Origin of the sequence: Agrococcus jejuensis (genome assembly GCF_007679035.1) — a bacterium.
Classification (GTDB): Bacteria; Actinomycetota; Actinomycetes; order Actinomycetales; family Microbacteriaceae; genus Agrococcus; species Agrococcus jejuensis_A.
In genome coordinates this window covers 607,881-632,440 of the sequence record NZ_VEFR01000001.1, presented here as the reverse complement: position 1 = coordinate 632,440, position 24,560 = coordinate 607,881, and the positions used below count along the sequence as shown (strand labels likewise).

The following is a 24,560-nucleotide window of genomic DNA, read 5'->3' as shown; positions in this document are numbered from 1 at the left end:
CACGTGCCGCGAGGTCGCGTCAGACGCGCGCGGGCTCCCGGGCGGGCGCAGCCTGCGCGGCATCCGCCTCCTCGTCGCCCAGCTTGCGCATCGAGCGTGCGGCGACCGCGCCGACGAGGGTCGCGATCGACAGCACGGCGAGCACGATGCCCGGGTGCCACCACGCGTTCGCCGTCGCGTCGCCGAGCGCGTCGGTCACGAGCGGGATGAAGCCCGAGATCACGGCGGCGATCGCGTAGGCCATCGAGAGCGCCGAGTACGCGTGACGGCCGCGGAAGAGCTCGCTCATCGTGCCGCCGAGCGCCGCCCACGACGCCGTCGGCAGCACGCCGCCGACGAGCATCATCGTGACGAGGAAGCCGAACGTCGCGCTCGACAGCAGCCAGTACATCGGGAACGCGATGAGCAGCGTGCCGATCGCGCCGATCGCGACGACGGTCGGCGAGCCGATGCGCGTGGCGAGCCAGCCGAACGCCGGCACCGTCACGAACTGCAGCAGGCCGCCGATCGTCGCGGCGAGCAGCAGCTGCATGGGGTCGAAGCCGAGCGACTCGGCGCCGTAGTCCATCGTGTACGTGTTCATGAGCGAGTACGAGCCGATGCCGAGCAGCGCCGTGAGGATCGCGACGACGAAGGCGGTGGGCTGGCTCGCGATCGCGGCGAGCGCGGGCACCCGCTGGCGCTCGCCGCGCTGCTCGAGGGCCTTGAAGACGGGCGTCTCGTCGACGGAGGCGCGCAGGTAGAGGGACACGGCGATGAGCGGGATGGCGACGAGGAACGGGATGCGCCAGCCCCACGCCGACACGGCCTCCGGGCCGAGGCCGAAGAAGAGCGCGAGCATGAAGCCGCCGGCGGCGACGGAGCCGATGGGGGAGCCGAGCTGCGGCAGCGACGCGAAGAAGGGACGTCGGCGCGCGTCGGCGTGCTCGGTCGCGAGCAGGATGGCGCCGCCCCACTCGCCGCCGAGCGAGAGGCCCTGCACGACGCGCAGGAGCACGAGCACGACGGCGCTCATCGCCGCCCACTCGGTGCCCGTCGGCAGCAGGCCGACGAGACCCGTCGCGACGCCCATGAGCGTCACGGTGAGGATGAGGGTGCGGCGCCGGCCGAGTCGGTCGCCGAGATGGCCGAAGACGACCGCGCCGATGGGGCGCACCACGAAGGCGATGCCGATCGTCGCGAAGGCGGCGAGCTGCGCGCCGGCGGCGCCGAGCGCCGAGAAGAAGAAGGGGCCAGCGAAGAACGCGGCGAAGTACGAGTAGACGTAGAAGTCGTACGACTCGAGCGCGGTGCCGATCGTGGCGGCCGCGGCGACGCGGCGCGGGCTCGAGGTGCGCGAGATGCTGCTCACGGATGCTCCAAGGAATGATGGATCGGGTCCAGGAACGCCTGCGACCCTCGCATACTGTAGTCCCATGGCAGCAGGCGTCCGCGGCAGACCGCGATCATCGTCGGTCGCGGACCTCGAGGAGGCGGCGGTCGAGCTCTTCCTCGAGCAGGGCTACGAGTCGACGTCGATCGACGACATCGCCCGCCGCGCCGGCATCTCGCGCAGCGCGTTCTTCGGGTACGTCGGCGCGAAGTCCGACCTGCTCTGGCACGACGTCGACCAGGTGCTCGCACGCGTGCGGCTCGTCGACGGCATGGATCGCGCCGCGGTCGTCGAGGCCATCGCGGTCGCGCTCGAGCCCTGGGGCGACCGCGTGCCGTGGATGCTGCGCGAGACGACGATCATGGGCACCGACGCCGTGCTGCGGCAGTCGGCGTTCGAGCGCCTCGAGCCCCTCGTCGCGCGCGTCGAGCGCGCGCTGCGCGGCAACGAGGGGCGCGCGGCGCTGCACGTCGCCGCCGCGCTCGTCACCGCGACGGCGACGGCCGTCGTCGAGTGGGGCCAGGACGGCCGGTCCCGCGGCTCGGCGAGCGACGCCGTGCGGCGCGCGGGGGCGTCGCTCGCCTGAGGCGGCGCGAGCGCCGCGGGCGCGTCGTCAGCCGTCGACCTCGAGCACGCGGAACAGCGCGTCGTGCAGCGGCGATGCCGGGTAGGCGACGCCGTCGATCGACGTGATCGCCGATGCGAGCCTGCCCGACGAGATGAGCCAACCGCCGCGTGCGCGAGCGAGATCGTCGCGGGTGAGCGGCGCGTGCCGCACCGTCAGGCCGTGCGCGGGCGCGTCGCGCTCGAGCTGCTCGAGGGTGATCGACGCGAGGATGCCGTCCTGCTCGGGCGTGCACAGCTCGCCGTCGACGTCGAGCTCGAGCGTCGACGTCGGCCCCTCGAGCAGGCGACCCGACGGCGCGACGAACAGCACGTCGTCGGCGCCGTGCTCGTGCGCGTACCGCTTGGCCGCCATGTTGATCGAGTACGACAGGCTCTTGGCGCCCGGCAGCAGCCACGGCATCGCCGCCACGACCTCGCCGTCGAAGCCGCGATCGAGCAGCAGCACGCGCACGCCCGTCGAGCGCTCGGCGACGACCGCAGCCGACAGCGCCTGCAGCAGCACGTAGGCCGTCGCCGGCCCGCCGCCGCCCTCGGGGCCGCGGGTGAGCACGAGCCTCGCGACGGCCTCGGGTGCCGCGTCCCAGTCCCACGCGTCGACGAGCGCCGCGATCGCGCGTCGATAGCCGTCGCGGTCGGGCTCGGGCAGCGCGAGGATCTCGGCGGACCGCGCCAGGCGGTCGAGGTGCGCGTCGGTGTCGCGCAGCTCGCCGCGGCGCACGAGCGTCGCGTCGAAGACGCCGTCGCCGCGCACGACGCCCAGGTCGTCGGCTCGGATGATGGGGGTCGCGACGTCGACGATCGAGCCGTCGAGCAGCGCGAGGAGGGGAGCGCTCATGCCGTCAGGCTACGAGCGATCGAGCCCGCGGTCACTGCGCCGCGCAGTACTCCTGCAATGCCGTCACGGCCGGCTGCACGTCGGTCGCCGCCTGCGACAGCGCATCGATCGCTCCCTGCGTGTCGCCCTGGGCGATCGCCGACTGCGCCTCCTCGACCGCGGTCGTGGCGACCGAGGTGATCGCGTCGACGTGCGCGGCGAGCTCGGGGTCGGTGACCTGGTCGCCGAGCGTCGTGACGCGATCGACGATGCCCGGCACGGCGGCGAGCGCGCCGAGCGGGTCGCTGCCGAACCGCGTCGCGAGCTCCGACACGTCGGCCATGAGCTGCTCGGCGTCGGAGATGACCTGGTCGCACTGCGCGGCGGTCGTCGCCTCGGCCGTCGGCGACGGCGAGGCGGACGCCGACGCGTCGGGCTGGCCACCGCCGGAGCACGCGGTCAACATCGCGATCGCCGCGAGGGCGAGAGGGAGTCCGGTGCGGATGCGCATGGTCGCCAGGATAGGACGGCTTCCCATGCGTCGCCTTTGATGGGGACGGCCGAGGCCGTCGCGCCGAGCGGCATGCGCGTCGCGCGGCGAGCGCGTACGATGGCGTGCAGCGACGTCGATCCGGCCATCACCGGGGAGTCCTCGGCAGAACGGCCACCGCATCCGCGAGGTGCGGCAGCCCAGTAGATCCGAGCGGGTCCGGCCCGTCACAGCCGAAGAGCGAGCGGCAGCCTCCACGAGGCTGCAAGCCGGGTGGTACCGCGCGAGAGCGTCCCGGCTCCGAGAGCAGCAGCAGCTGGAGAAGGAGTCGAGTGGACGAGCAGCGCTACCCGAGGCACGGCGGCACCGTCGTGCCCAATCCGTCGTTCCCGGCGGTCGAGGAGGGCATCCTCGCGTTCTGGAAGGGCGACGACACGTTCCAGGCGTCGATCGACCGGCGCGACGGCTGCGAGGAGTGGGTCTTCTACGACGGCCCGCCGTTCGCGAACGGCCTGCCGCACTACGGGCACCTGCTCACGGGCTACGCGAAGGACGTGTTCCCCCGCTACCAGACGATGCGCGGCAAGCAGGTGCAGCGTCGGTTCGGCTGGGACACGCACGGCCTGCCCGCCGAGCTCGAGGCGATGAAGCAGCTCGGCATCACCGAGAAGGCCGAGATCGAGGCCATGGGCGTCGACGTCTTCAACGCGAAGGCGCGCGAGTCGGTGCTCGAGTACACGCGCGAATGGCAGGACTACGTCACGCGCCAGGCTCGCTGGGTCGACTTCGAGCACGACTACAAGACGCTCGACGTCGGCTACATGGAGTCGGTGATCTGGGCGTTCTCCGAGCTGCATCGCAAGGGCCTCGCGTACGAGGGCTACCGGGTGCTGCCGTACTGCTGGCGCGACGAGACGCCGCTGTCGGCGCACGAGCTGCGCATGGACGACGACGTCTACCAGGACCGCCAGGACCCGTCGGTGACGGTGACGTTCCCGCTCGAGGGCGAGGCGGCGGATGCCGCCGGGCTCGGCGGCGTGCGGATGCTCGCCTGGACGACGACGCCGTGGACGCTGCCCACGAACATGGCCCTCGCGGTCGGACCCGCCATCGCGTACGTCGTCGTGGCCGCAGGCCCCGCCGGCGCGGCCGACGGCGGCGTCGCGGGCGAGACGCGATACCTGCTCGCCGCCGACACGCTCGGCGCGCACGCCAAGGCGCTCGGCTACGACGAGGGCGCTCCCGAGGTGCTGCGCACCGTCACGGGAGCCGACCTGGGCGGCCTCGCCTACCGGCGCCTGTTCGACGACTTCGCCGACGCCGAGGAGTGGGACACCGCATCCGCGTGGCGCGTGCTCGTCGACGACTACGTCGCGACGGGCGAGGGCACCGGCATCGTGCATCAGGCGCCCGCCTACGGCGAGGACGACCAGCGTGTCACGGCCGCGGCCGGCATCCCCACGATCCTCTCCGTCGACGACGGCGGCCGCTTCCTGCAGCTCTTCGCAGACGGCGAGCTCGCCGAGATCGCCGGCGTGCAGGTGTTCGAGGCGAACCGCACGATCATCCGCGCCCTGCAGGCGAAGGGTCGCCTGCTGCGCGAGGCGTCGTACCTGCACCCGTACCCGCACTGCTGGCGCTGCCGGAACCCCCTCATCTACAAGGCGGTGTCGTCGTGGTTCGTGCGCGTCACGGACATCAAGGACGACCTGATCGCGGCGAACGAGCGCATCAACTGGGTGCCCGAGAACGTGAAGCACGGGCAGTTCGGCAAGTGGCTCGAGGGCGCCCGCGACTGGTCGATCAGCCGCAACCGGTACTGGGGCAGCCCCATCCCGGTGTGGAAGAGCGACGACCCCAACCACCCGCGCATCGACGTGTACGGCTCGCTCGACGAGCTCGAGCGCGACTTCGGCGTGCGGCCCACCGACCTGCACCGCCCCTACATCGACGAGCTCACGCGACCGAACCCCGACGACCCGACGGGGCGCTCGACGATGCGTCGCATCCCCGACGTGCTCGACGTGTGGTTCGACTCGGGCTCGATGCCGTTCGCGCAGGTGCACTACCCGTTCGAGCAGCAGGAGTGGTTCGACACCCACAGCCCCGCCGACTACATCGTCGAGTACATCGGGCAGACCCGCGGCTGGTTCTACGTGCTGCACGTGCTGTCGGTGGCGCTGTTCGGTCGGGAGGCGTTCCGCAACGTCATCAGCCACGGCATCATCCTCGGCGACGACGGCTTCAAGGCGTCGAAGTCGCGGCGCAACTACCCCGACGTCAACGAGTCGTTCGACGCGTACGGGTCGGATGCGGTGCGCTGGAACCTGCTGCAGGGCTCGATCCTGCGCGGTGGCAACTTCATCGTGTCGGAGGAGGGCATCCGCGAGGCGCTGCGGCAGTTCCACCTGCCGCTGTGGTCGACGTGGTACTTCCTCACGACGTACGCGAACCGCGCGAAGGACGGCCGGCCCTACGTCGCGACGCCGCGCGCGGACTCGAGCGACGTGCTCGACCGCTACGTGCTCGCGAAGCTGCGCGAGACCGTCGAGGCTGTGACGGCCGCGATGGATGCGCTCGACGCGACGGGGGCGACGCTCGCGCTGCGCGAGTTCACCGACACGCTCACCAACTGGTACGTGCGTCGCTCGCGCGATCGCTTCTGGGCGGGCGTGACGGAGGACCCCAGCTCGACCGAGGCGTTCGACACGCTCGCGCTCGTGCTCGAGACGCTCACGACGATCGCGGCGCCGCTCGCGCCGCTCGTCGCCGAGGAGGTGTGGCGCGGGCTCACGGGCGGTCGCTCGGTGCACCTCACCGACTGGCCCGACGCATCCGCGCTCCCCGCGGACCCCGCGCTCGTGGCGCAGATGGACGAGGCGCGAGCCGTCGTCAACGCGCTGCACGCCATGCGCAAGCAGCGCAGGCTGCGCGTGCGCCTGCCGCTCGCCGAGGCGACGATCACGAGCCGCGTCGACCTGTCGGCGTTCGCGGACCTCGTGCGCGACGAGGTCAACCTCAAGGCCGTGCACGTCGTGCACGTCGCCGAGGGCGAGGCGCTGCCCGGCCTGTCGAAGACGGCGCAGATCGTCTCGAAGGTCGCCGCACCGCGCCTGAAGGGCGACTTCGCACGCGTCTTCGCAGCGATCCGCGCCGGCGAGTGGAGCGTCGACGGCGAGCGTCTGCTCGTCGACGGCGTCGTGCTCGAGCCCGGCGAGTTCCAGCTGCTCGACGAGCCGACCGAGTCGGCGTACGAGGGCGGCGAGACGACGCTGCTCGGCCACACGCACCTCGACCTCGACACGGTCACGACGCCCGCGCTCGAGGCCGAGGGCCTCGCTCGCGACGCCGTGCGCGCGATCCAGGATGCGCGCAAGCAGGCCGGTCTCGACGTCTCCGACCGCATCGCGCTCGTGCTCGGCAGCGATGCGCACGGCGTCGCGGCGCTCGAGACGCACCGCGACCTCGTGGCGGGCGAGACGCTCGCGACGACGCTGACGATCGAGCGCGTCGACGACACCGCAGGCGAGGCGGCCGACGCCGCCGACGTGCGCGTCGGCGACGGCTCGCCCCTCACGATCCGACTGGAGCGCGCATGAGCGACGACCGCGAGCCGCGGCACCCCGAGCCCACCCGGCGCAACGCCGACGGCGACGAGATGAACGCGTGGGACGACGCGTACGAGGAGGAGGTCGACGCCGACGCGATCGACCTCGACGAGCTCGAGGGCGACGGCGACGCGATCGTGCGCGTGCCCGACCCGTTCGGCGGCGACGCCGACGACGACGATCCCGACGCCGAGCAGGACGCGACCGACGAGCGCATCCTCGACTCGCTCGAGGATCGCGAGGCCGCCGACGCCGCCTATGCGCAGCTGCTCGAGCGCGCGGGGGAGACGGCGATCGAGCCGCGCCTCGCCGCGACGGCGCGCGCCGTCGAGCTGCTCGGCGACCCGCAGCGCTCGTACGGCGTCGTGCACGTCACGGGCACGAACGGCAAGGGCTCCACGGCCCGCATCGCCGAGGCGCTGCTGCGTGCCCACGGGCTGCGCACCGGCCTGCTCACGAGCCCGCATCTCGAGCGCGTGACCGAGCGCATCCTCATCGACGGGGAGCCGGTGTCGGATGCGGTCTTCGCCCGCGTCTGGGAGGAGATCACGCCCTTCCTCGATCTCGTCGACGGCGAGCTCGAGCGCGACGGGCAGCGACGGCTGACGTTCTTCGAGGCCATCACGGTGCTCGCGTACGCGATCTTCGCCGACGCGCCGATCGAGGTCGCGGTCGTCGAGGTGGGCATGGGCGGCACGTGGGACTCGACGAACGTCGCCGACGGCGACGTCGCGGTGCTGACGCCCATCGCGCTCGACCACACGAACAGGCTCGGCGCGACGGTCGAGGCGATCGCGACCGAGAAGGCCGGCATCGTCAAGCCCGGCGCGATCGTCGTGACGGCCGAGCAGGAGCCCGGCGTGCTCGCGATCGTCGAGGCCCGCGCGGCCGAGGTCGGCGCCGCCCGCGTGCTCGTCGAGGGCCGGGACTTCGAGCGCGAGAGCACCCTCGCGGTCGGCGGCCAGCTCGTGACGGTGCGCGGCCTCGCCGCCGCCTACGAGGACCAGCCGCTGCCGCTGCTCGGGCGACACCAGGGCCAGAACGCCGCGCTCGCGCTCGTCGCGGTCGAGGCGTTCCTCGGCGCGGGCACGCGGCCCATCGCGCAGGACGTGCTGTCGTCGGCGTTCGCAGCGGTGACGTCGCCCGGGCGGCTCGAGGTCGTCGGCACCGACCCGAGCGTCGTCGTCGACGCGGCGCACAACCCGCACGGCGCGCAGTCGCTCGCGACGGCGCTGCAGGAGGTGTTCGCGTTCGAGCACGTGCAGCTCGTCGTCGGCATGGTCGAGGGCAAGGACGCCGCAGGCGTGCTGCGCATCCTCGAGCCGCATGTCGAGGAGGTCGTCGTGACGCAGTCCGACTCCGAGCGCGCCGTGCCCGCCGACGACCTCGCGCGCATCGCCGTCGAGGTCTTCGGCGCCGAGCGCGTCTCGGTGGAGCCCGTGCTCGAGCGCGCCGTCGAGATGGCGCGCGAGCAGGCGGAGGACCGCGGCGGGGCCGTCGTCGTCACCGGCTCGATCACGCTGCTGGGGGCCGTGCAGGCCAAGGCTCGCGCCGAGCGCTGGATGCATCGATGAGCGCCGCCGCGCGCCGCGAGCGCGGTCTGCTCGAGAAGCTCCTCACGATCGTGCACGGCCTCGAGGTCTTCGCGCTCGCGTTCGGCGCCCTCGCCGTGTGGGGCGTCACGCGCGACTGGCCGGCGCCCACGGCGTTCGCGGTCGTCGCGGCCCTGCTCATCCTCACGCTCAAGGTGCTGCGCTACCGCTGGGGATGGGTCGCGAGCCTCGTCGCGCAGACCCTCATGGCGTGCCTCGCGTTCGTCGAGCCGGTGATGATCGGCGTCTCCCTGGCGTTCATCGCGATGTGGATATTCTGCTTCGTGCGCGCGCGCCAGATCGGGCGCGGGCAGCCGCAGTGAACCAGCAGGACAACGAAGGAACCCATCCGATGCAGCAGACCCTCGTCCTGGTGAAGCCCGACGGCGTCGCCCGCGGACTCACCGGCCAGATCCTCAGCCGCATCGAGGCGAAGGGGTACCGCATCGCGGACCTCCGGCTCGTGCAGCCCGAGCGCGCGCTGCTCGAGGAGCACTACGCCGAGCACGAGGGCAAGCCGTTCTTCGAGCCGCTCGTCGAGTTCATGCTCTCGGGCCCGTCGGTCGCGGTGCGCCTCGAGGGCGACCGCGTGATCGAGGGCTTCCGCTCGCTCGCGGGCACGACCGACCCGACGACGGCGGCGCCCGGCACGATCCGCGGCGACCTCGGCCGTGACTGGGGCCTCACGGTGCAGCAGAACCTCGTGCACGGCTCCGACTCCGAGGAGTCGTCGGCGCGCGAGCTCGCGCTCTGGTTCGACTGAGCGGGCATCCCCGCAGACGCGAGACGCCCCCGGCCGCACGGCCGGGGGCGTCTCGCGTCTGCGGTCAGTAGCCCAGCAGCAGGAACCTGGGGATGTCGGGCAGGCGCACGACGATGACGAGCACGATGACGAGCGCGAGCGCGAGGCTCACGACCCACGACCACTCGCCCCAGCGCGCGACGAACCTGCGGAGGCCGGCGGGCGCGACCATCGCACCCGACCCGATCGACCACGACACGAACGTGGGCGCCATCGCCGACATCGTCATGTAGACGAGGAAGCACCACGGGCAGACGAGCCCGAGCTCGAACACGCTCTGCTGCCACAGCCACAGCGCGAACGCCAGGCCGCCGAGCACGCCGACGGTGAACGTCGACCACACCCAGCGGGGCATGCGCACGAGCGCGAGCGCCAGCACGCCCATCACGATGACGATGGGGAAGGCCATGAGGCCGATGAACGGGTTGGGGAAGCCGAGCAGGCTGCCCTGCCACGACTCCATCGCGCCCGAGCAGCTCACGAACGGGCTGATGTCGCAGCCGAGGCCCTCGTCGGGGTTCTGCAGCAGGTGCACGCGCTCGATCGCGAGCGTGAGCGCGGCGGTGAGCCCTGCGGCGCCCGTCACGACGAGCAGGATGCCGAGCCACCGCGGAGGCGTGAAGCCCGCGGCCGCCGGCACGGCGTCGTCGTTCGCCGGCGTCGCGCGCTCGGTCTGCTTCGTGGCCATGTCCACCTCTCGGCTGCGGGCATCGCGGTCGCGCATGCCTCGGCACGAGCATCCCACCAGCAGACCCTATGGATGCGCCGACCGGCCGGATCCCGGTCGTGAGCGCCGCTCACGGCCGACGCGCAGCCCGTGGGGTATCGTGGACGACGGCGCACCAGCGCCGCAGATTTGACCGGGCACACCGGGCCGCCTCCGCGAGGAGGTGTCGGATCGCCAGCTCCGAGCAGACGAACAGGTGCCGTGCGACACCGCACGCGCCCACAGGGATTCGCGGCGGGCACTGCCAGCCGCGCGAGAGTCGCCCGGCGATGCCGGGCCTGAGGAGTACGCCAGCGATGGTGGATGCACACGACGCGTCGGCAGACGCGAACCACGACGAGACCAGCACCGAGATCGCGACGCCCGGCGTCGAGGACGAGGTGACCGAGCAGACGGCTCCCGAGCAGGCGCAGACCGCCGAGCAGGAGCAGCCCGCCGAGCAGGCGCAGCCCGCAGAGCAGGAGCAGCCCGCCGAGGCGCCGCTCGCTGCCGACGGCGAGCCCGAGCCCGGCCACGAGCCGGGTCTCGAGGGACCTGCGGAGCTCACGCTGCCCGAGCGCAGCGACGATGCACTGCCCTTCGCGATCCAGTTCTTCGCGCCCGACATCGCGAGCCTCGCACCCCTGCCTCCGCTGCCCTCGCAGCGCCGGGACCAGGTCGACGACGGCGACGACGAGGACGACGACGAGCCCCGCTCGAACCGCCGTCGCCGCCGTGGCCGCACCCGCGAGGAGCGTCAGGCCGAGCGTCCGCTCATCACCGAGCCGCAGAAGGTGCAGGGCTCCACGCGCCTCGAGGCCAAGAAGCAGCGCCGCCGCGAGGGGCGCGACGCCGGCCGTCGTCGTGCGGTCGTCACCGAGAGCGAGTTCCTCGCCCGCCGCGAGGCCGTCGAGCGCACCATGGTCGTGCGCTCGCGCCACGACCGCGTGCAGCTCGCGGTGCTCGAGGACGGCATCCTCGTCGAGCACTACGTCGCCAAGTCGTCGGAGACGAGCCTCATCGGCAACGTCTACCTCGGCAAGGTGCAGAACGTGCTGCCCAGCATGGAGGCGGCCTTCGTCGACATCGGCCGCGGTCGCAACGCCGTGCTCTACTCGGGCGAGATCGACTGGGAGGCCGCGGGCCTCGAGAACCAGCCGCGCAAGATCGAGCTCGCGCTCAAGCCCGGCGACACCGTGCTCGTGCAGGTCACGAAGGACCCGATCGGCCACAAGGGCGCCCGCCTGACGAGCCAGATCTCGCTGCCGGGCCGCTACCTCGTGTCCGTCCCCGGCGGCTCGATGAGCGGCATCTCGCGCAAGCTGCCCGACACCGAGCGCGCCCGCCTGAAGAAGATCCTCAAGGAGGTGCTCCCCGAGGGCATGGGCGTCATCGTGCGCACCGCCGCCGAGGGCGCCACGCAGGACCAGCTCACGCGCGACGTCGAGCGACTCGGCCGTCAGTGGCAGTCGATCCAGGACCAGACGGCGAAGGGCTCCGCGCCCGCACGTCTGCACGCCGAGCCCGACCTGCTCGTCAAGATCGTGCGCGACGTCTTCAACGAGGACTTCCAGCGCATGGTCATCCAGGGCGACGGGGCCCTCGCGACCATCCGCGAGTACCTCGGCGCGATCGCGCCCGACCTGCTCGAGCGCATCGAGCCGTTCGAGCTCGAGGTCGACCCGTTCGAGCACTTCCGCGTCTCCGAGCAGATCGACAAGGCCCTCGACCGCAAGGTGTGGCTGCCGTCGGGCGGCTCGCTCGTCATCGACCGCACCGAGGCGATGACGGTCATCGACGTCAACACCGGCCGCTTCGTCGGCCAGGGCGGCAACCTCGAGGAGACCGTCACGAAGAACAACCTCGAGGCCGCGGAGGAGGTCGTGCGCCAGCTGCGACTGCGCGACCTCGGCGGCATCGTGGTCATCGACTTCATCGACATGGTGCTCGAGTCGAACCGCGACCTCGTGCAGCGTCGCCTCATCGAGTGCCTGTCGCGCGACCGCACGAAGCACCAGGTGGCGGAGGTCACGAGCCTCGGCCTCGTGCAGATGACGCGCAAGCGCCTGGGCCTCGGCCTGCTCGAGGCGTACTCGGAGACGTGCGAGGCGTGCGCGGGTCGCGGCCTGATCGTGCACCACGAGCCCGTGTCGCGCTCGTCGCGCGGCGGTGGCAACGGCGGCAACGGCGGTTCGGACGGCGGTCGCCGTCGCGGCGGCAAGCGCCAGGAGCCCGCGGCGGGCAACGGCGGCGGCCAGGGCGGCCAGCAGCACTCGCAGCAGCAGGGCACGCACGGCATCACCGACGACGCCCGCAAGGGTCTGTCGCAGATGGCTGCGGCGACGTCGAAGGGGCGCGAGCCCGGTCACGACGACGAGCACGGCCACGAGCCGACCGGCGAGGAGCGGACGGCCCCCGCCGCTCAGCAGCAGCAGCCCGCCCGCGAGCAGCAGCCCGCGCGCGAGCAGCAGCCGCGTCGCAGCCGTCGTGCCTCGAGCCGCGGTGCCAGGGACGAGCAGCAGCAGACGCAGCAGCAGCCGTCGCAGCAGGCGTCTGCCCCCGCACCCGAGTCGGAGCCCGTGACGATCCTCGACATCCCCGTCGCGGCCAAGCGCGACGAGCCGGCCGCGCCCGCGCGATCGAACGACGTCGAGGGGCTGCTCTCGGGCGCGCTCGACGCCCTCGCGGCACCCGCAGCCGGCACGGGCAAGGCGGCGCGTCGCAGCCGTCGCGCGTCGAGCGGCGGCATCGTCACGGCGCAGCCCGACGCCCAGTAGCAGCCCGACGCCCAGGAGCATCCCGGCGCCCAGTGGGCGCGCAGCGACGAGGCCCCGCGACCGGATGGTCGCGGGGCCTCACGCACGTGGTCGGGTCAGCGGTCGCGCGGCCTGACGCGCAGCCCGCTCGCGAGCAGCCGGCGCACGAGCTCGCGTCCCGGCACGGCCTCGGCGCCGAGCGCGACGAGCTCGTCGATGCGCTCGGCGGGCACGTCGTAGTGGTCGCGGTCGAAGCCCCGCTCCGGCAGCCCTGCGCGACGTGCGAAGGCGTGCAGCTCGTCGAGCGACGCGTCGCTGACGAGATGCGCCCACGTCGTGCCGTGCTTCGGCCACCGGGGCTCGTCCACGAGGATCGCCATGCCAGCGACGCTACTCCGCCGCGCGACGCCAGCCGGTCACGGCAGCGCGAGGGCGACGTCGAGGAACCCCGCCATGCGCGCGAGCTGCTCGACGACGGCGTCGCGCAGGCGGGCGGCCGGCTCGACGTCCCAGTGGACCGCCGCGACGCGCAGCGCGCTCGCGTCACGATCGCGCCGGGCGTCGACCTTCGCGACGAGGGCGTCGCCGTCGAGCACCGGCAGCGCGAAGGCACCCCAGCGGCGCCTGGCGGCCGGCGTGTACTGCTCGAGGGCGTAGTCGAACGCGAACAGGTCGCGCATCCGCTTGCGGTCGAAGATGAGCCGATCGAGCGGCGACAGCACCGCCACCCGGCCGACGAAGTCCTCCGCCGAGGCATCCGCGGCGAGCCGCCACTCGCCGCGCGTGCCCTCGACGCGCACGGGCTCGCCCACGCCGCCGACCGCCCGGGGGCGGGCGAGGCCGAGCGAGCCGAGCACGCGCTCGTGCCGCCGCCGCTCCGCCTCGTCGGCGGGCAGCGCCTCCACGGGCGGCAGCACCCGCTCCGCGAGGTCCCAGACCCGCTCGGCGCCCACGCGCTCGACCACGGCGACGACGCCGGAGCACTGCAGGAACTCGAGCAGCATCGCGACGTTGCGATTCGCGTTCCAGCCGCTCGAGTCCCACGGCCACTCGGCGGTGTCGGGCACGTCGCGCTGGGGGAGCGGCCCGTCGTCGCGCAGCAGCGCGAGCACGCGATCGTGGAAGGCGCGGTTGTCGTCGACCCATGCCGCGACACGGGGATGGTCGTCGGCCCACGCCCGCATGGGCGGCAGCAGCTCGGGCAGCAGCGACGTCGGCCGCAGCGCGATCGCGAGCGGCTCGAGGGGCGTGGGCTGCCCGAGGTGCTCGAAGAGGCGCTGCTCGACCTCGACGGCGCGCCGCACGTCGCCGAACGCGAGCTCGTCGCCGAGCCGCGACCATGCCACGTGCTCCGCCGACGGCATGACGATGTCGGTGACGTTCGCCTGCAGCATCCCCAGGTGCTCGACGACCGTGAGCAGGTCGGATGCCGGACGTGCGTCGAGCAGCTGCGCCCGCACCGCGATGCGCCGCGCGTCGGCGATCGAGAGCTCGCGGAGCGTCGCTGCACGGGTGGCCATGCAGCAGACCCTAGACTGGAGGTCGGACGCGATGGCTCGCGGCGCGTGTCGCCGTTTGACCGGGTGCCTGGTCACCCTGTATCGTCGTCCGTTGGCGCTGCCGCGATCTGCTCGTGCGCGCCAGAGACTTTATCCATACCGAGTGAGGGATTCACGTGGTCTACGCAGTTGTGCGCGCCGGCGGGCGTCAGGAGAAGGTCGAGGTGGGCTCCGTGCTCGTCGTCGACCGCATCGCCCCCTCGGAGGACGGCACGGTCGAGCTCGCTCCCGTGCTCCTCGTCGACGGTGACACGGTCACGTCCGACGCGAAGAGCCTCGCGAAGGTCACGGTCACGGCCGAGTTCGTGTCGGACCTCCGCGGCCCGAAGATCGTCATCCAGAAGTTCAAGAACAAGACCGGGTACAAGAAGCGCCAGGGCCACCGCCAGGACCTCACGCGCCTCAAGGTCACCTCGATCAAGTAGGAGCGCAGCAATGGCACACAAGAAGGGCGCATCGTCCACCCGCAACGGTCGTGACTCGAACGCGCAGCGCCTCGGCGTGAAGCGCTTCGGCGGCCAGGTCGTCAAGGCCGGCGAGATCCTCGTCCGCCAGCGCGGCACCCACTTCCACCCCGGTGCTGGCGTCGGCCGCGGTGGCGACGACACCCTGTTCGCCCTGCAGGCGGGCTCGGTCGAGTTCGGCCAGAAGGGCGGCCGCAAGGTCGTCAACATCGTCGAGGTCGCCGCGTAGTCCTGCGGGCTCGCACACGAACCACTTCACGCGAGGGGGCGGGCTGATGCCCGCCCCCTCGCTGCATCCCAGGAGGACCCGATGGCGACGTTCGTCGACCGCGTCACGCTGCATCTGACGGCGGGCAACGGCGGCCACGGCTGCGTGTCGGTGCGCCGCGAGAAGTTCAAGCCGCTCGCAGGCCCCGACGGCGGCGACGGCGGCGACGGCGGCGACATCGTGCTGGTCGCCGACACGCAGGCGACGACGCTGCTCGAGTACCACCGTCGCCCGCACCGCTCGAGCGCCAGCGGCGGCCCCGGCATGGGCGACCACCGCACGGGCTTCACCGGCGGCGAGCTCGTGCTGCCCGTGCCCGTCGGCACCGTCGTGACCGACGCCGACGGCGAGCTGCTCGCCGACCTCGCGCACGCGGGCATGCGCCTCGTGGTCGCCGAGGGCGGTCAGGGCGGGCTCGGCAACGCGCGGCTCGCGTCGTCGAAGCGCAAGGCGCCCGGCTTCGCGCTGCTGGGCACCGAGGGCCAGGCGCACGACGTGCAGCTCGAGCTCAAGACCGTCGCCGACGTCGCGCTCGTCGGCTTCCCGTCGGCGGGCAAGTCGAGCCTCATCGCCGCGATGAGCGCCGCACGACCCAAGATCGCCGACTACCCGTTCACGACGCTGCACCCGAACCTCGGTGTCGTCGAGGCCGGCCAGACGCGCTACACGATCGCCGACGTGCCCGGCCTCATCGAGGGCGCGAGCGAGGGCAAGGGCCTCGGCCTCGAGTTCCTGCGCCACGTCGAGCGCTGCAGCGCGCTGCTGCACGTCGTCGACTGCGCCACGCTCGAGCCCGGCCGCGACCCGCTCACCGACCTCGACGTCATCCTGCGCGAGCTCGGCGCCTACCCGGTGCCCGAGGGGCAGACGCCGCTGCTCGAGCGTCCACAGCTCGTCGCCCTCAACAAGGTCGACGTGCCCGACGCCGCCGAGCTCGCCGCGTTCGTGCGCGCCGACCTCGAGGAGCGCGGCTACCGCGTGCTCGAGATCTCGACCGTCGCGCGCACGGGACTGCGCGAGCTCTCGTTCGCGCTCGCCGAGCTCGTCGAGGCCGACCGCGCCGAGCGCGCCGCCGACCCCGAGCCCGAGCGCATCGTGCTGCGCCCGCGCGCGATCGACGACGCGGGCTTCACCGTACGGACCGAGGGCGGCACGCACGGCACGCTCTACCGCATCCGCGGTGCGAAGCCCGAGCGCTGGATCCAGCAGACCGACTTCCGCAACGACGAGGCCGTCGGCTACCTCGCCGACCGCCTCGCGCGCCTCGGCATCGAGGACGCGCTCGTGAAGGCGGGCGCCGTGCCCGGCTCGACCGTCGTGATCGGCCCCGGCGACGGCATGGTCTTCGACTGGGAGCCCACGATGACCTCGATGGCCGAGCTCGGCGATCGCGGCACCGACATGCGCCTCTACGGCCCCGGCCGCCAGACGACCGCCGAGCGTCGTGCCGGCTACCACGAGCGGATGAACGCGAAGCAGGCCGCCCGCGACGAGCTCGCACGCGAGCGCTCCGCCGGCCTGTGGGTCGACGACGAGGGCTTCGAGATCGAGCAGTCACGGCGCGAGCGACTCGCCGAGGAGGCCGTGGACGCCGCCCAGGGCGCCGACGAGGACCAGGCGTGACCGAGGTCGCGCACGTCGACGAGGGCGCGACGCCCGAGCGCATCGTCGTGAAGGTCGGCTCGTCGTCGATCTCGGGCGACAACCGCGGGCAGATCGAGACCCTCGTCGACGACATCGCCGCACTGCGCGCGCGTGCCGACGTCATCCTCGTGTCGTCGGGGTCGATCGCGACGGGCCTGCCGTTCCTGGGGCTCGAGCAGCGTCCCGCCGACCTGCCGACGGTGCAGGCTGCCGCGGCCATCGGGCAGAACGTGCTCATGAACCGCTACCAGCGCAGCCTCAACCGCTTCGAGATCGTCGCGGCGCAGGTGCTGCTGTCGGCGAGCGACATGGGCGTCGACCAGCACCGCGTCAACGCGCTCAACGCGCTCGAGCGCCTGCTCGAGCTCGGCATGCTGCCGATCGTCAACGAGAACGACACCGTCGCGACCCACGAGATCAACTTCGGCGACAACGACCAGCTCGCGGCGCTCGTCGCGCGCCTCGTGCGCGCCGATCGGCTGGTGCTGCTCAGCGACGTCGATGCGCTCTACACGGCGCCTCCCGGCACGCCCGGCGCCGAGCGCATCGCGCGCGTCGCCCACGGCGATGGGCTCGCCGGCGTGACGCTCGGCGTCTCGCAGAGCCTCGTCGGCACCGGGGGAGCAGGCACGAAGGTCGACGCCGCGCGCCTCGCCGCCGACGCGGGCGTCGAGGTGCTGCTCACGGCGACGCGGCTCTTCGCGGGTGCGCTCGCCGGCGAGGACCACGGCACGGTGTTCGAGGCGCGTCCGCAGGGCGCGCTCCGCTCGGCATGACCGCAGCGGACGCCGTGCCCGACGCGCGCGAGCTCGTCGCCGCCGACGTCGACGCCATCGTCGCGCTGTGGCACGAGGCCGGGCTCACGCGCCCGTGGAACCCGCCGCACGCCGACGCGACCCTCGCGCTGGCCTGGCCGTCGTCGACGATCCTCGGCATCGACGTCGACGGCGTGCTCGCCGCGACGGCCCTCGTGGGCCACGACGGGCACCGCGGCTGGCTGTACTACGTCGCCGTGGCGGATGCGCACCGCGGCACGGGCCTCGGGAGGGCGGTCGTGGCGGCCGCGGAGGCGTGGCTGTCCGGTCGCGGCATCCGCAAGGTGCAGCTCATGGTGCGCGCCGGGAATCCGGCCGCCGGACTGTACGAGCACCTCGGCTACGAGCGCCAGGACGTCACGGTGCTCGGGCGCTGGCTCGACGCCTAGGATCGAGACCGTGACCGACCTCGCCACGCTCCTGCACGCCTCCCGACGCGCCGCGAGGGCGCTGGCCGTGGCGGGCACGGAGCCGCGGAGGGCCGCGATCATCGCCATCGCCGACGCGATCGACGCGTCGGTCGAGGCGATCGTCGCGGCGAACGCCGAGGACCTCGAGCGCGGCCGAGGCACGCTCGCCGACGGCCTGCTCGACCGGCTCGCGCTCGATGGCGCGCGCGTCGCCGCCCTCGCGACCGCCGCGCGCGAGCTCGCCGACCTGCCCGATCCCGTCGGGGAGGTCACGCGGTCGCGCACGCTCGAGAACGGGCTCGAGCTCACCGAGGTGCGCGTGCCGTTCGGCGTGGTCGGCGCCATCTACGAGGCGCGCCCCAACGTCACCGTCGACCTCGCATGCATCGCGCTCGGCTCGGGCAACGCGATCGTGCTGCGCGGCGGGAGCGCGGCCGAGCGCACGAACGCCGTTCTCGTCGAGACCATGCAGCGCGCGATCGCATCGGTCGGCCTGCCCGCCGAGTCGGTGCAGACGATCGACCCCCTCGGCCGTGCGGGCGCCACCGAGCTCATGCGCGCCCGAGGCCTCGTCGACCTGCTCGTGCCCCGCGGCAGCGCATCCCTCATCGAGACCGTCGTGCGCGAGTCGCAGGTGCCCGTGATCGAGACCGGTGCGGGCGTCGTGCACGCCTTCGTCGACGCCGCCGCCGACCTCGAGCGGGCCATCCCGCTGCTGCTCAACGCCAAGACGCAGCGCACGAGCGTCTGCAACTCGCTCGAGACCGTGCTCGTGCACCGTGCGATCGCCGGCGAGGCCGTGCCGATCGTCGTCGACGCCATGCGCGCTGCGGGCGTCACGGTGCACGCCGACGGCGACGTCGCCGACGCCGCACCGCTCGGGCCGGAGGGATGGGCGACCGAGCACCTCTCGATGGACGTCGCCGTGCGCGTCGTCGACGACCTCGACGCCGCGATCGACCACATCGAGCGATTCGGCACGCACCACACCGACGTGATCCTCACCGAGGATGCCGCCGCCGCCGAGCGCTTCCTCGCCGAGGTCGACTCGGCGGTCGTCATGGTGAACGCCTCGACGCGCTTCACCGACGGCGGGCAGTTCGGATTCGGCGCCGAGGTCGGCATCTCGACCCAGAAGGCGCATGCGCGCGGGCCCATGGGGCTGCCGGAGCTCACGAGCACGAAGTGGCTCGTGCGCGGCACGGGCCAGGTGCGCGCCTGAACCCTCGTCCCACGGGTAGGATCGGAGGCATGGACCTCCTCCTCGCGGCGACCGAGCACCACAGCGATCCCGGCATCATGCCGTACATCGTCGGCGGCATCGCCGCGGCGGTCTTCGTGATCCTCGGCATCGTGACGCACTCGTACCGCGACGTGGCGAACCGACACAGCCACAAGTTCGACCAGAGCACGCAGAACACCTCCGGTCACCACTAGGCCGACGCCGCATGGCATCTCGCCGTCGTCGCCTCGGCATCATGGGCGGCACGTTCGATCCCATCCACCACGGCCACCTCGTGGCCGCGAGCGAGGTCGCGCAGCACTTCGAGCTCGACGAGGTCGTCTTCGTGCCCACGGGCACGCCGTACCTGAAGTCTGGCGCGAGCCCCGCCGAGCACCGCTACCTCATGACGGTCATCGCGACGGCCTCGAACCCGCGGTTCACGGTCTCGCGCGTCGACGTCGATCGCGACGGACCGACGTACACGATCGACACGCTGCGCGACATGCGCGCGCTGCATCCCGACTCCGACCTGTTCTTCATCACGGGCGCGGACGCGTTCCAGTCGATCGTGGGCTGGAAGGACGTGGGCGAGCTGTGGGATCTCGCGCACTTCGTCGCGGTGTCACGCCCCGGACATCAGCTCTCGGTGCGGGGGTACCCCGATGACGCGGTATCCTCGTTGGAGGTTCCCGCGCTCGCCATCTCGTCCACCGACTGCCGAGCGCGCGTGGCAGCCGACTACCCGGTGTGGTATCTCGTCCCCGATGGGGTGGTTCAATACATCACCAAGCACGCTCTGTACAGGATGATCGACGCATGACCGACTACGACGGCCCGCCGCTGACGCGCCGCGAACGCAAGGAGCGCGAACGCCTCCTCGCCGAGACGACCGGGCAGACGCCCGCCGTCGATGCGCCGATCGCGGACGGAGCGGAGCCCTCCGGGGCCGAGCCCGTCGTCGAGGCAGCGCCGAGCGCGCCGACGGCCGAGCCCGACGCGCCCGCCGAGGCGCCCACCGCAGACGAGACGTCCGCACAGCGCGTGCCCGAGCCCGACGAGACGCAGGCCATCGACGTCTCCGAGCTCATCGCAGACCTCAAGCCGCAGTCGACGCCCGCACCCGACGCACCCGTGGCCGGCGTGCCCGCCGCGGGCGAGGCTCGCGTGCAGGAGGCCCTCGAGGCCGACGCCGAGGCCGCCGCGCCGACGACGCCCGCCGCGACGGGACTCGGACGCTTCTTCGGCCGCCGCGGCCCCGCGCCGGAGGCTCCGACCGAGCCCGACGCCGAGCAGACGGCGCCCGAGTCGATCGCCGACGTGCTCGCCGACCTCCAGGGCGACCGCGACCAGGCGTCCGCGCCGAGCCAGCCCATCCAGCGCATCGAGGTCGACGACCTCGACCCCGTGGACGACGCCGAGGTCGACCGCCTCGAGATCGACGAGGTCGAGGTGACGGAGGCGCGCGTCTCGTCGCGTCGCATCGCCGAGTCGACGCCGGCGCTGCTCGAGGACCGTCGCGAGCTCGTCGAGGACGACGACGACGACGAGGACGAGGTCGAGGTGCAGGCGGGTCCGTCGCGCGCGACCGGTCGCATCCCCGTCATCGTGAACGTCGTCGAGGACACCTCGCGCCACCACATCTCGGACCTCCGCGAGGACACTGGCGCCATCAGCGCGTCGAGCGTCGGCACCGGCACCTCCACGATCACGGCCAACGCGCTCGTGCTGCCGCTGTCGGGTGCGAACGAGCCCATCACCGTCGAGACCGCAGACGGCGTGATCGTCACGGGCTCGATCGACCTGCCGGACGGCTTCGCGTCGTCGGGCCGCAGCCGCGGCACGATCGACACGGCCGAGGTCGACGCCGTCGACGACGCCGGCGAGGTGCGCAGCCCCGAGACGCAGCCCGTGCGCGCGAGCCGCGCCGTGTCGTCGTACGCCAACGCTCGCGTGCGCATCGCGCCGCAGCGCCGGTCGCGCAACGCGACCCCCATCGTCATCGGCGTCGCGGGAGGCATCGGCATCGTCGCCGTCGGTGCGACCGTCGTCGCCTTCATCGCCGGCTGGATCTGAATCGCATTGACTGCAACCGCACGCACCATCGAGCTCGTCCAGGCAGCGGCGAAGGCCGCCGACGGCGTCATGGGCACCGACATCGTGGGCCTCGACGTGTCGGAGCGCCTGCCGCTCACCGACGCCTTCCTGCTCGCGACCGGCACCTCCGAGCGTCAGGTCTCGGCGATCGCCCGAGCGATCGAGGACGACCTCTTCGAGCTCGGCGCCAAGCCGCTGCGCCGCGAGGGCCGCGCCGACGGACGCTGGGTGCTCATCGACCTCGGCGATCTCGTCGTGCACGTGTTCCACGAGGACGAGCGCCAGTACTACCAGCTCGAGCGACTCTGGCGGGACTGCCCGGCCATCGCGCTCGACCTGCCCGCCGCGGACTGACCCCCGGCTCGCCGCACCGCTTGCACGCGGTGCGGTCTTCGGCTACCGTCGTGCTGTAAACGTTTCCAGTCCTGTCGCAGACGGGATGGATGGAGACGCCGACGAGGTGCAAGGGAGCACGCGATGGCCGAGGGATCGACGCTCGCCGCCGTCGCCGCACGCGCAGGCGTCTCGATCGCCAGCGCATCGCGGGCGCTGAACGGCGGCATCGCCTCGACGTCGACGATCGCCCGCGTGCAGCAGGCGGCGGACGACCTCGGGTACCGCCCCAACCTCATGGCGCGCGGCCTGCAGTCCGGTCGCACGGGCCAGGTCGCCATGCTCGTGCCCGACGCCGCGAATCCGGTGTACGCGCGCATGATGAGCGCGCTCCAGTCCGAGCTCGACGCCCACGGGATCCGCCTGCTCATGCAGCAGGTGCCCGCCGAGCCCGTCGACGCCGTCGCCGCGCTCAGCGCCGGACTCGTCGACGGCGCGATCGTCGTCGCGCTGCGCGTCACCGACGACGTGCTCGCCGCCGTGCGCACCGCGGCCGTGCCCGTCGTCGTGCTCGGCCTCGTCGAGACGGCGGGCGTCGACAGCGTGCGCGCCGACTCCCACGCGGGCATGGGCCTGCTCGTCGACCACCTCGTCGCGCAGGGCGCGCGTCGCATCGGCCTCATCGTCGGCCCCGTCGACACGACCCCCGGCCGCACGCGACTCGACGGCTTCGTCGCCGCGTGCGAGCGCCAGGGGATCGCCGCCGACCTCGTCGAGGTCGCCGACGACTTCACGCACGCCGCCGCCCGCCCCGCCGCCCGCGCGATGCTCGAGCGCGGCGTGCCCGACGCCATCGTCGCCGCCAACGACGCCATGGCGCTGGCGACGCTGCGCGAATGCGCGACGCGCGGCCTGCGCGTGCCGCACGACCTGCTGCTCGCCGGCCTCGACGACACCGAGCCCGCCGAGCTGTCGGTGCCGAGCCTCACGAGCATCGACCTCGGCGCCCACGACCGTGCCCGCATCGCCGCGCGCACGCTGCTGTCGCGCATCGACGGCGCCGCGCCGACCGGCCAGCAGGCCGTCGCCCCGCGTCTCGTCGTGCGCGAGTCGACCACGAAGGAGACCGCATGACCGCCGTCGCCACGCGGCCGGAGGCACCGACGCCTCCGACGCCGCAGCGTCGAGGACGACGCGGGCGGCAGGACTGGAGCGCATACCTCCTGTTCGTGCCCGCGATGATCCCGATCCTCGCCTTCAGCGTCTATCCGCTGGTGCAGGGCATCCTGCTGGGCTTCACCGACTCGCAGTCGGGCCTGAACGCCGTCACGTCGTTCACGGGCATCGACAACTACGTGCGGCTGCTCGACTACGGGCTCTTCTGGCAGTCGTTCGGGATCGGCCTCATCTGGGCGTTCTCGGTGACGATCATCCAGTTCGTCGCCTCGCTCTGCCTCGCGCTGTTGCTGAACGCCAACCTGTGGGGGCAGGGGATCGCGCGCACGATCGCGCTCATCCCGTGGGCGATGCCGCCCGTGATCATCGCGATCATGTGGCGCTTCATGCTGCACCCCACCTACGGCGCCATCAACGGCGGCCTCGGCGCGCTCGGCCTGCCCGACGACACGAACTGGCTCGGCACGGCGCAGTGGGCGCTGCCCGCCGTCATCGTCGTGGGCGTCTGGGCGGGCATGCCGCAGACGACCATCACGCTGCTCGCGGGCCTGCAGGGCATCGACGACCAGCTGCACGAGGCCGCCCAGATCGACGGCGCGAGCGTGTGGCAGCGCTTCTGGAACATCACGATCCCCGGGCTGCGTCCCGTGATCGTGGCGATCACGACGCTCGACTTCATCAACAACTTCAACTCGTTCGCCCTCGTGTACGTGCTCACGGCCGGCGCCTACGGCACCATGCTGCCGATGCTCTTCGCCTACAACGAGGCGTTCCGCTACGGCAACTTCGGGCTCGCGAGCGCGATGGGCAACGTCATCGTCGTCGTCATCGCCGTGTTCCTGTTCGTGTACCTGCGGGCCCAGGCGAAGGCGAGGACCGCATGAGCATCTCCTCGGACCTCCGCCGCGACGCCGACGTCGTCGAGCGCGACGATCGCGCACGACGCAGGAGCCGGACGAGCAGGCGCATCTGGCGCGTGCTGCAGTACGTCGCCCTCGTGCTCTTCGTCGTCTTCCTCGGGTTCCCGCTGCTGTTCCTCGTCACCGCGGCGTTCAAGACGCAGCAGGAGCTGCAGTCGCCCGACCCGCAGCTGCTGCCCGCGCAGTGGAACCTCGACAACTTCGTCGGCGCGATCGAGCGCGCGGGCCTCGGGCAGGCGGCGCTCAACAGCCTGGTCGTCGCGCTGGCCACGACGCTCATCGTCGTGCTGATCGCGCTCCCTGCGGCCTACGCGCTCGCGCGCTTCCAGACCAGGCTGCGCGGGCTCGCGACGGGCTGGATCCTGCTGAGCCAGGTCTTCCCGTTCATCCTCATCATCATCCCGCTGTTCCTCATGCTGCGTCCGCTCGGCCTGAACAACACGCTCGGCGGCCTCGTCGTCGTCTACGTCGTGTGGTCGCTGCCGTTCGCGCTGTGGATGCTGCGCGGCTACGTCGCCGCCATCCCCGGCGAGCTCGAGGAGGCCGGTGCGATGGACGGCGCCTCGCGCTTCCGCGTGCTGCGATCGATCATCATGCCGCTGCTCGGGCCGGGCCTCGTCGCCACGAGCCTCTTCGCCTTCATCGGGTCGTGGAACGAGTTCTTCTTCGCGCTCGTGCTCATCAAGGACGAGGCGCTGCAGACCCTGCCGCAGCGGCTCGCGCTCTTCGTGGGATCCGAGGGGCAGGTGGCGCTGGGGCAGCTCGCCGCCGGCAGCCTGCTCGCGTGCATCCCCTCGCTCGTCTTCTTCGCCATCATCCAACGTCGTCTCACGTCGGGCCTGCTCTCGGGCGCCGTCAAGGGATGACCTCTCACCGAAAGCGGGA

The 24,560-nt window shown here is 72.5% G+C and carries 25 protein-coding genes; 19 read left to right on the top strand and 6 right to left on the bottom strand.

Features of this window, described 5'->3' with window-relative positions; translation table 11 throughout:
* Positions 1–19: 19 nt before the first annotated feature.
* Positions 20–1,351 (bottom strand): MFS transporter, encoded by a 1,332-nt coding sequence (locus FS793_RS02995; protein WP_260979993.1) that lies wholly within the window; start codon positions 1,349–1,351, stop codon positions 20–22.
* A gap of 64 nt (positions 1,352–1,415) precedes the next feature.
* On the opposite strand from FS793_RS02995, the gene FS793_RS02990 reads away from it, so the two are divergent.
* Positions 1,416–1,958: a helix-turn-helix domain-containing protein gene (locus FS793_RS02990; RefSeq protein WP_144718354.1), complete on the top strand. Its 543-nt coding sequence runs from the start codon at positions 1,416–1,418 to the stop codon at positions 1,956–1,958.
* Positions 1,959–1,985: 27 nt separating this feature from the next.
* Here FS793_RS02990 and FS793_RS02985 read toward each other — a convergent pair whose 3' ends face one another.
* Positions 1,986–2,834: an aminotransferase class IV gene (locus FS793_RS02985; protein ID WP_144718352.1), complete on the bottom strand. Its 849-nt coding sequence runs from the start codon at positions 2,832–2,834 to the stop codon at positions 1,986–1,988.
* Between the two features lie 31 nt (positions 2,835–2,865).
* Positions 2,866–3,324 (bottom strand): hypothetical protein, encoded by a 459-nt coding sequence (locus tag FS793_RS02980; protein WP_144718349.1) that lies wholly within the window; start codon positions 3,322–3,324, stop codon positions 2,866–2,868.
* Positions 3,325–3,635: 311 nt separating this feature from the next.
* Here FS793_RS02980 and ileS point away from each other — a divergent pair, with 311 nt between their 5' ends.
* Genes ileS through ndk form a run of 4 tightly spaced genes read left to right on the top strand, consistent with a single transcriptional unit; the run spans position 3,636 to position 9,266 of the window.
* A complete protein-coding gene (gene ileS / locus FS793_RS02975; protein WP_144718347.1) occupies positions 3,636–6,902 on the top strand; it encodes an isoleucine--tRNA ligase in 3,267 nt (1,088 codons plus the stop codon).
* Complete coding sequence (locus FS793_RS02970) at positions 6,899–8,485, top strand: bifunctional folylpolyglutamate synthase/dihydrofolate synthase (protein ID WP_186329293.1); 1,587 nt, start codon at positions 6,899–6,901, stop codon at positions 8,483–8,485. Before ileS ends, FS793_RS02970 begins: the two co-directional genes overlap by 4 nt.
* Positions 8,482–8,826, top strand: a complete 345-nt coding sequence (locus tag FS793_RS02965; RefSeq protein WP_144718346.1) for a DUF4233 domain-containing protein — start codon at positions 8,482–8,484, stop codon at positions 8,824–8,826. Before FS793_RS02970 ends, FS793_RS02965 begins: the two co-directional genes overlap by 4 nt.
* A 29-nt stretch (positions 8,827–8,855) precedes the next feature.
* Entirely contained in the window at positions 8,856–9,266 is a 411-nt protein-coding gene (gene ndk, locus FS793_RS02960; protein ID WP_144718344.1) for a nucleoside-diphosphate kinase, read from the top strand.
* 64 nt (positions 9,267–9,330) lie between these two features.
* Here ndk and FS793_RS02955 read toward each other — a convergent pair whose 3' ends face one another.
* The gene (locus tag FS793_RS02955) at positions 9,331–9,993 is read right to left on the bottom strand and encodes a vitamin K epoxide reductase family protein (RefSeq protein WP_186329292.1); all 663 of its coding nucleotides are present in this window, start codon (positions 9,991–9,993) and stop codon (positions 9,331–9,333) included.
* Between the two features lie 335 nt (positions 9,994–10,328).
* On the opposite strand from FS793_RS02955, the gene FS793_RS02950 reads away from it, so the two are divergent.
* On the top strand, positions 10,329–12,788 hold the full coding sequence (locus FS793_RS02950; protein WP_260979992.1) for an Rne/Rng family ribonuclease: 2,460 nt from the start codon (positions 10,329–10,331) through the stop codon (positions 12,786–12,788).
* Positions 12,789–12,883: 95 nt separating this feature from the next.
* Here the strand turns inward: FS793_RS02950 and FS793_RS02945 are convergent, their stop codons facing one another.
* Both FS793_RS02945 and FS793_RS02940 read right to left on the bottom strand, forming a co-directional pair.
* On the bottom strand, positions 12,884–13,147 hold the full coding sequence (locus FS793_RS02945) for a DUF4031 domain-containing protein (RefSeq protein WP_144718338.1): 264 nt from the start codon (positions 13,145–13,147) through the stop codon (positions 12,884–12,886).
* Positions 13,148–13,183: 36 nt separating this feature from the next.
* Entirely contained in the window at positions 13,184–14,287 is a 1,104-nt protein-coding gene (locus FS793_RS02940) for a DNA glycosylase AlkZ-like family protein (protein ID WP_144718336.1), read from the bottom strand.
* Positions 14,288–14,442: 155 nt separating this feature from the next.
* Here FS793_RS02940 and rplU point away from each other — a divergent pair, with 155 nt between their 5' ends.
* The 13 genes from rplU (at position 14,443) to FS793_RS02875 (ending at position 24,541) form a co-directional block, all read left to right on the top strand.
* Positions 14,443–14,751 carry a 50S ribosomal protein L21 gene (gene rplU, locus FS793_RS02935; protein ID WP_144718333.1) on the top strand — a complete coding sequence of 103 codons (309 nt, stop codon included), beginning with the start codon at positions 14,443–14,445 and terminating at the stop codon, positions 14,749–14,751.
* A 10-nt stretch (positions 14,752–14,761) separates the two neighbouring features.
* A complete protein-coding gene (gene rpmA, locus FS793_RS02930) occupies positions 14,762–15,019 on the top strand; it encodes a 50S ribosomal protein L27 (RefSeq protein WP_144718331.1) in 258 nt (85 codons plus the stop codon).
* An 81-nt stretch (positions 15,020–15,100) separates the two neighbouring features.
* Positions 15,101–16,681 carry a GTPase ObgE gene (gene obgE / locus FS793_RS02925; RefSeq protein WP_144718329.1) on the top strand — a complete coding sequence of 527 codons (1,581 nt, stop codon included), beginning with the start codon at positions 15,101–15,103 and terminating at the stop codon, positions 16,679–16,681.
* Positions 16,678–17,478, top strand: a complete 801-nt coding sequence (gene proB / locus FS793_RS02920) for a glutamate 5-kinase (protein WP_144718327.1) — start codon at positions 16,678–16,680, stop codon at positions 17,476–17,478. Before obgE ends, proB begins: the two co-directional genes overlap by 4 nt.
* On the top strand, positions 17,475–17,906 hold the full coding sequence (locus FS793_RS02915) for a GNAT family acetyltransferase (RefSeq protein WP_144718325.1): 432 nt from the start codon (positions 17,475–17,477) through the stop codon (positions 17,904–17,906). Before proB ends, FS793_RS02915 begins: the two co-directional genes overlap by 4 nt.
* Position 17,907: 1 nt before the next feature.
* Positions 17,908–19,149: a glutamate-5-semialdehyde dehydrogenase gene (locus tag FS793_RS02910; protein ID WP_144719740.1), complete on the top strand. Its 1,242-nt coding sequence runs from the start codon at positions 17,908–17,910 to the stop codon at positions 19,147–19,149.
* 29 nt (positions 19,150–19,178) lie between these two features.
* Entirely contained in the window at positions 19,179–19,364 is a 186-nt protein-coding gene (locus FS793_RS02905; RefSeq protein ID WP_092506479.1) for a hypothetical protein, read from the top strand.
* A gap of 11 nt (positions 19,365–19,375) precedes the next feature.
* Positions 19,376–19,972, top strand: coding sequence for a nicotinate-nucleotide adenylyltransferase (nadD, locus tag FS793_RS02900; protein WP_144718323.1), 597 nt, complete (start codon positions 19,376–19,378; stop codon positions 19,970–19,972).
* Positions 19,969–21,225 carry a hypothetical protein gene (locus FS793_RS02895; protein ID WP_144718321.1) on the top strand — a complete coding sequence of 419 codons (1,257 nt, stop codon included), beginning with the start codon at positions 19,969–19,971 and terminating at the stop codon, positions 21,223–21,225. The genes nadD and FS793_RS02895 overlap by 4 nt, the downstream gene beginning before the upstream one ends.
* Positions 21,226–21,231: 6 nt before the next feature.
* Positions 21,232–21,600: a ribosome silencing factor gene (rsfS, locus tag FS793_RS02890; RefSeq protein WP_144718319.1), complete on the top strand. Its 369-nt coding sequence runs from the start codon at positions 21,232–21,234 to the stop codon at positions 21,598–21,600.
* A 123-nt stretch (positions 21,601–21,723) separates the two neighbouring features.
* Positions 21,724–22,713: a LacI family DNA-binding transcriptional regulator gene (locus tag FS793_RS02885; RefSeq protein ID WP_144718317.1), complete on the top strand. Its 990-nt coding sequence runs from the start codon at positions 21,724–21,726 to the stop codon at positions 22,711–22,713.
* Positions 22,710–23,639, top strand: coding sequence for a carbohydrate ABC transporter permease (locus FS793_RS02880; RefSeq protein ID WP_144718315.1), 930 nt, complete (start codon positions 22,710–22,712; stop codon positions 23,637–23,639). The genes FS793_RS02885 and FS793_RS02880 overlap by 4 nt, the downstream gene beginning before the upstream one ends.
* On the top strand, positions 23,636–24,541 hold the full coding sequence (locus FS793_RS02875) for a carbohydrate ABC transporter permease (protein ID WP_144718313.1): 906 nt from the start codon (positions 23,636–23,638) through the stop codon (positions 24,539–24,541). The genes FS793_RS02880 and FS793_RS02875 overlap by 4 nt, the downstream gene beginning before the upstream one ends.
* Positions 24,542–24,560 lie beyond the last annotated feature (19 nt).